At 37.1% G+C, this 5751-nt stretch carries 6 protein-coding genes; 2 read left to right on the forward strand and 4 right to left on the reverse strand.

All coding sequences use genetic code 11. The features are described 5' to 3' along the window. Positions 1–157: 157 nt before the first annotated feature. From E2L07_RS15455 to E2L07_RS15470, 4 genes are all read right to left on the reverse strand, one after another. Positions 158–490: a PBPRA1643 family SWIM/SEC-C metal-binding motif protein gene (locus tag E2L07_RS15455; RefSeq protein ID WP_134230011.1), complete on the reverse strand. Its 333-nt coding sequence runs from the start codon at positions 488–490 to the stop codon at positions 158–160. A 168-nt stretch (positions 491–658) separates the two neighbouring features. Then, a complete protein-coding gene (locus tag E2L07_RS21295) occupies positions 659–907 on the reverse strand; it encodes a hypothetical protein (RefSeq protein WP_243854968.1) in 249 nt (82 codons plus the stop codon). A gap of 349 nt (positions 908–1256) precedes the next feature. Further along, positions 1257–2375, reverse strand: a complete 1119-nt coding sequence (locus tag E2L07_RS15465) for a glycerol dehydrogenase (RefSeq protein ID WP_134230008.1) — start codon at positions 2373–2375, stop codon at positions 1257–1259. A gap of 272 nt (positions 2376–2647) precedes the next feature. Then, on the reverse strand, positions 2648–3223 hold the full coding sequence (locus E2L07_RS15470) for a plasmid pRiA4b ORF-3 family protein (RefSeq protein ID WP_134230009.1): 576 nt from the start codon (positions 3221–3223) through the stop codon (positions 2648–2650). A gap of 273 nt (positions 3224–3496) precedes the next feature. On the opposite strand from E2L07_RS15470, the gene istA reads away from it, so the two are divergent. Further along, positions 3497–4960: an IS21 family transposase gene (gene istA / locus E2L07_RS15475; RefSeq protein ID WP_134228856.1), complete on the forward strand. Its 1464-nt coding sequence runs from the start codon at positions 3497–3499 to the stop codon at positions 4958–4960. Then, positions 4953–5675: an IS21-like element helper ATPase IstB gene (gene istB / locus E2L07_RS15480; RefSeq protein WP_134228857.1), complete on the forward strand. Its 723-nt coding sequence runs from the start codon at positions 4953–4955 to the stop codon at positions 5673–5675. Before istA ends, istB begins: the two co-directional genes overlap by 8 nt. The last annotated feature ends 76 nt before the right edge of the window (positions 5676–5751 follow it).

The raw sequence follows: 5751 nt of genomic DNA on the forward strand, positions 1-5751 counted from the left end.
AAGCTCGCGTGTGATCGTATAGCCAAGTCCCTTTCTAGCAAGCAGACTAGTCAAGCCGCGTAATTAATTTTTTAAAAACACTAAAAGCGAAATGGGGGTCGTCTAACAATCGTGAACTAGGCTTTATGAAATTGATTCATCTAGCACATTATTTTTATTATCCACAACATTTCTTATACTTCTTACCACTCCCACAAGGACATGGTTCATTTCTACCAATATGAAGCTCTTTTACAATGGTTTTTGTATTTTCTAACTTTACACCCATTAACCTTTGGACATCAGATATATCCTCAGGCTTGTCTGGTTCAATCCCTATGATAACCTGCCAACCTTGATTTTCACAAAGATTATATATTTCATTTGCTCTCTCCTCTGTCGCAACTCGAACAACTGCAGGCTTTCTATTTGTACCTAATTTAACCATATTCCTTCTCTCCCATTCGATTTTACTTATTAGCAAACCATACTGCATAATCGTGTAAGACATTTTCTCTGTATCACTTAAATCTAAGGCTTCTAATTCACATAATGGAAAATATAACTCCTTCCTACCAAACCTTGTACTTGCAATAATACCATACTTATCATCAATATTATCACCTATAGCATGTACCTTTAACAAATCTCCTTCATAAAATTTCCGTTCTCTCAAGCATCACCTTTTTATTTGTATCAAAAAAGACAGGGCTGTATCGATCCTGTCTCGGTCTGATAAATTAGTATATTGCTTCTCTCGCTCTGACCATTGAATGATCGCTTCATTCTTAATACTCCTAACCCCAGGTATTCTTCCCTTTAGCAAGTCAGACATCAAGTCCTCTTTATGAAGAATCGTTCCAACGACATGAGTATTCGTCTCTCGTGTGCCAATAGAGATAACCACATCACGAAACGTTGATTTCACTTGTTCACGTTTTGATTCTGATTTTGCTGTATCACTTTAAGTAAATCATCGAGCAATACCAAGGTAGGGCGATGTTGTTTATATTGAACGCCTCGAAGCGATCCCTCAATTCCACGAATCATAATACAGCTATCCAAAACACTACTCGACTCAATCCATATCTCGTTATTGTTCCAGCGTTGTCCTTTTTGAATGCCAAAGTCCTTAATGAACAATTAATTTCTCAAGATCGCCCTTAACCATATCGAGGAATGGTAAGGCAATTTGTTCTGAGCTGATATAATGAGTGTGAATTGTGATTTGGCAAGCAAAAACTGCCTCCATAAAAATATAGAGGCAGCTTTATTACTTATTCCTTCCAACCAACGCGAGCTTTATATGCTTTTGTATACTGGTCGACAGCAAGAATAGCATTAACAACATCATCTGGAGTAACAGTGAATGGTAAGTTATGCATTGTTTCAGTCTCCTTCGTTGCAGCAACTCCTACCTTATATAAATCTTCTTTCGTTACATCTTTTAATTTAATTTCTTCAAGTGTAACAGGAAGGTCAAGTTGGAGATACAATTTGATGTAGCGTTCAATTTCTTCGATTGGTCTGTTTTCTAAAACTAATTGTGCAACCGTTCCGTATGCAACTTTTTCACCATGTGTGAGGTGATGAATCTCACCATTTAATGCAGTGAAACCATTATGAATAGCGTGAGCTCCTGCTAAACCACCGCTCTCAAATCCAAGTCCACTTAATAAAGTATTTGCTTCAATGACAGCATCTAAAGCTGGGGTAACAATCTGACGTTTAGCAGATTCGTAAGCAAGGAATCCATATTGGAAAAGCACTTCTTCACATTTTTCAGCAATCGCTTTTCCAGCGATTGTCGGCAAACCTCCTGCCATATTAATCGCACCTGACTGAATGGCTGCTCTTGCCTCTACCCAAGTTGCGAGAGCATCTGCAATTCCTGAAGCAAGGAATCTCGGTGGTGCACCTGCGATAATATGCGTATCGACGAGAATCAAATCTGGGTTTTTATTATAGAATTTATAAGATTCAAACACTCCATCCTCAGAATAAATAACAGACAATGCACTAGTTGGAGCATCTGATGAAGCAACGGTTGGAATAATAACTCGATTTACCTGCAATTGATCGCCGATTGCTTTTATCGTATCGATTGTTTTTCCGCCACCAACTCCAATAACAACATCTACCTTTTCTCTTTTCCCTATTTCTGTGATTCTATCTATTTCCTGAAGAGATGATTCTCCATTGAATATCATTTTTGTTGTAGATACACCTTCTCGTTCTAGACTATCCACTACTTTATTTCCAACAAGCTCCCAAACGAACTCATCAGCAATTACTAGAGATTTCGTTCCCAGCTCCTTAATATATGCTCCAGCCTTTTCAATGATATTTTTTCCTTGAACGTACTTCCCTGGACTAGTAAATACTTTTTCAAACATACTATCTACTCCTTTACCTTTTTACTAAGGATTGATTTGTGAAATATTTCACAAAATGAAGCAAAAAATTTTTCCGCCTTTTGAAAGACAACTTTTTAAATAATTTATTGTGAATCATTTCACAATTAAAGTGTACTCCTTTTTAAAATTAAATACAATAGTGGAAATAATGATTTAATTGTCTGAATTGTTAACAGCAACTTATTTATAACGTTAAAACTTATTATAACGAAAAAGCACCTACACTCCCTGTGCAGATGCCCTTTGCCACATTAACACTTTATTCTTTTAAGCTTCCGATTTACTTCATTTTTATAAAAATAATCAGGATCAAACTTTCGTCCACCCGTATCTTTCTCAGCCCATAACAACATATGTTCATAATCAGGATGACTATTATCATTGATGATTTCTAAGAAACTTTCATATCCGCCAATTCCTCCGACATCTTCTGGTGGGCGATTTCTAGCTCCATCGATACATTGAGGATGGTTTATTTCTTCATCTAATGTATTGATATCTTCAATTACAATTTCGTGTCTCCACGAATCACCAAAATCATACTCATATAAAAACTGCTTATACTCTTTAAAAACAGGGTCAATTTTTATTCTTTTTGGATCCTTTTCCACTTCATGAAGTGGAAATTCAGGGTCAGGATGCTTGATCACAAAATCTGGTAACTCAAATAAAAACAAATGATAATCCTGCCAATCAAACGCAGCTTGAATAACCTTATGGAGTTTATGAAAAGTGATGCCACTTGGAATGATCAATCTTCTCCATATCGGTGGCTCGATCTCTTGTATAGTTACTTTCACTTGGTAATATATTCTTTTCCCACTCATACCTGAACCTCCCGATATATCTTCGTATTGTCAAAACTTTATATAAAAATAGGTTATTAAATCCTATGTTAGAGGGCTTTATAAGCAAAAAAATTGCCACCCCCTGATTTCTGTAGATAATTGAGGTTACCATACTGTTTAGTGCAAAATAAAAGTTAAGAGTATTGCAACCAAAATGTTAGAAGGTTGCACAAATAGAAAAGGCTTGCCAGCCCTCTCAAAATACCCTACCGTTATTGGTGTCTAATCAACTAATGGTGGGAGGATGAAAGGATGCTAGCAATGCCTGAAATCAATCATATCAAAAAGTTAAGGAATATAAAATCCCTATCGATCAATGAAATCTCCAAACGTACTGGTTTTAGTTGGGTAACAGTTAAAAAATATGCGGATGATGATCAATTACCTACAGAAAAGATTCTTGAGAAAAAAGGCATGATGTATGAAGAAAAGTGGGGAGAAATTGTAATTGACTGGCTCGTTGAAGATTATGCCCTCAAAAAGAAATCGAGAAGAAACAATAAAAATATATTTGAAGGGTTACAGAAATTAGGGTTTACCGGTTCTTATCGAACCGTTTGTAACTTCATTAAAGAAGAATGGAAAGAAAAAGTATTAGATGAATCGGATGAATTGAAAGAGGAATATGAAAGGCTAACCCATCCTCCCGCCGAAGCCCAAATAGATTTTGGCATTACCGAGGCAATTGAAGATGGACAAGCAAAGGACATCCATGCACTAGTGATGAGTTTTCCATATAGTAACGCAGGTTTTACCGTTCCTCTGCCTGCAGAAAACCAGGAGTGCTTTTTAGAAGGTCTTAAAATACTCTTTAAACAATCGGGATTCGTTCCAAGGAAACTTCGGTTAGATAACCTTTCAGCAGCAGTAGTAAAGGCAAGGGGGCGTGGGGAAGAAACTGTTTTCAATGAAGAGTTTCTTCGCTTTGCCAGCCATTATGGATTTGAGCCGCAAGCCTGTAATGCAAGAAAAGGAAATGAAAAAGGACATGTCGAAAACAAAGTGGGATATGTACGTTATAACTTTTTCACTCCTTCTCCTGTGATCAAAGATTTAACACACTTACGTGCTTTGTTATTTGACCAGAGTAAAAGGGATCAACAACGCCTCCATTATAAGAAGGATATCTTAATTGCAGATCTGTTTGAAGAGGAAAAGAATTATGGACTAGCTTTACCTGAGTCCGAGTATCCGGTATTTAAGCAATCAATGGTAACCGCTAATAAATATGGTGAAGTAAAGGTTGATGGAGTGCTGGTCCATGTGCCTACAAGTTACCATTACGGTAAACTGCATTTGATTTTATATTGGGATCACTATAAAGTCGTCACCCGCAACGGTGAAGTGCTCTCCAAAGGACCTAGACGGTATATGAATCAAACAAGGGAAATTCCGTGGCAATCCATCTTAAAAAATTGGAAACAGAAGCCACGATCCATTGTATATTCTCGGTATTTCCCCTACCTGCCCGGCAGAATTTCTTATTACTTAAACATTGAATCAATGAAATTAAGAAAAGAACGTGTAGAGTGGTTACTAAGCTTAATTGTAAATCATGATATGCAAGAAATAGACGAACGCTTCTATGAGTTACTACCAGAAGAAAAACAGTTTGATGCGAGTCTGGATGATTCTACGAACCATCCTTATGATGTAAATTGGAGTATTTATGACTCCCTCCAGCCTACCGTTAAGGAGGGTGTATATCATGACTGATGCGATTAGAGAGAAATGTAAATTGCTTCGTTTAGCATATGTAGCCGACATGTACGAGAAGGTTCCTTTCGAGAATCCAGAACAATACTTGATAGATTTACTACAACAAGAAATAGAGTTAAGGGAAATAGCAAAAGGAGAACGCCTAATTAAAAAGGCAAAATTCATGAATGAAAAGGAACTAGATGATTATCGTTGGGGCGAACATATTCATTTCCCAACAAATCTCGACAGAGATGGTCTGGAGTCCCTTTCATTTATCAAGAGAAAAGAGAATGTCATTCTATCCGGAGCGCCAGGAACTGGGAAATCCCATTTGGCAACAGCATTGGGTCGTAAGGCTTGTAGAAACGGATATGAGGTCCGTTTCTACCGGGTAGCTGATTTAATAGACCTTTTGGAAAAGTCCTGGGCAGAAGGCCGATATCAACTATTACGTAACCGATTCAATAAAGTCGATATGATCATTCTTGATGAGATGGGATACGTGCCATTTAGTAAGGATGGAGCTGAGTTATTATTTCAATTGATTTCCGATTGGTATGAACAGAAAAGCCTTATTATTACGTCCAATTTAGAATTTAGTCAGTGGAATAAAATATTTGTGGATGCACGGCTCACCGCTGCCTTGGTGGATCGAGTGATACATCACGCACATATTTTAAGTTTTACTGGCGATAGTTACCGTGTGAAACATGCATTATCGAATCGCTAATTAGAAAGAAAGTAAGGGCTGGCAAAGTTCTAAACTTTTCATTGCATTCTTCTAAACTTTTTGCTTGCAAAATACA

This window comes from Halalkalibacterium halodurans (assembly GCF_004376175.1).
GTDB classification, from domain to species: domain Bacteria; phylum Bacillota; class Bacilli; order Bacillales; family Bacillaceae_D; genus Halalkalibacterium; species Halalkalibacterium halodurans.

Excerpts from the sequence above, each read along its gene's own strand:
- E2L07_RS15455 (WP_134230011.1), bottom strand. The coding sequence starts at position 490 with ATGTCTTACACGATTATGCAGTATGGTTTGCTAATAAGTAAAATCGAA.
- E2L07_RS15465 (WP_134230008.1), bottom strand. The coding sequence starts at position 2,375 with ATGTTTGAAAAAGTATTTACTAGTCCAGGGAAGTACGTTCAAGGAAAA.
- E2L07_RS15470 (WP_134230009.1), bottom strand. The coding sequence starts at position 3,223 with ATGAGTGGGAAAAGAATATATTACCAAGTGAAAGTAACTATACAAGAG.
- istA (WP_134228856.1), top strand. The coding sequence starts at position 3,497 with ATGCTAGCAATGCCTGAAATCAATCATATCAAAAAGTTAAGGAATATA.
- istB (WP_134228857.1), top strand. The coding sequence starts at position 4,953 with ATGACTGATGCGATTAGAGAGAAATGTAAATTGCTTCGTTTAGCATAT.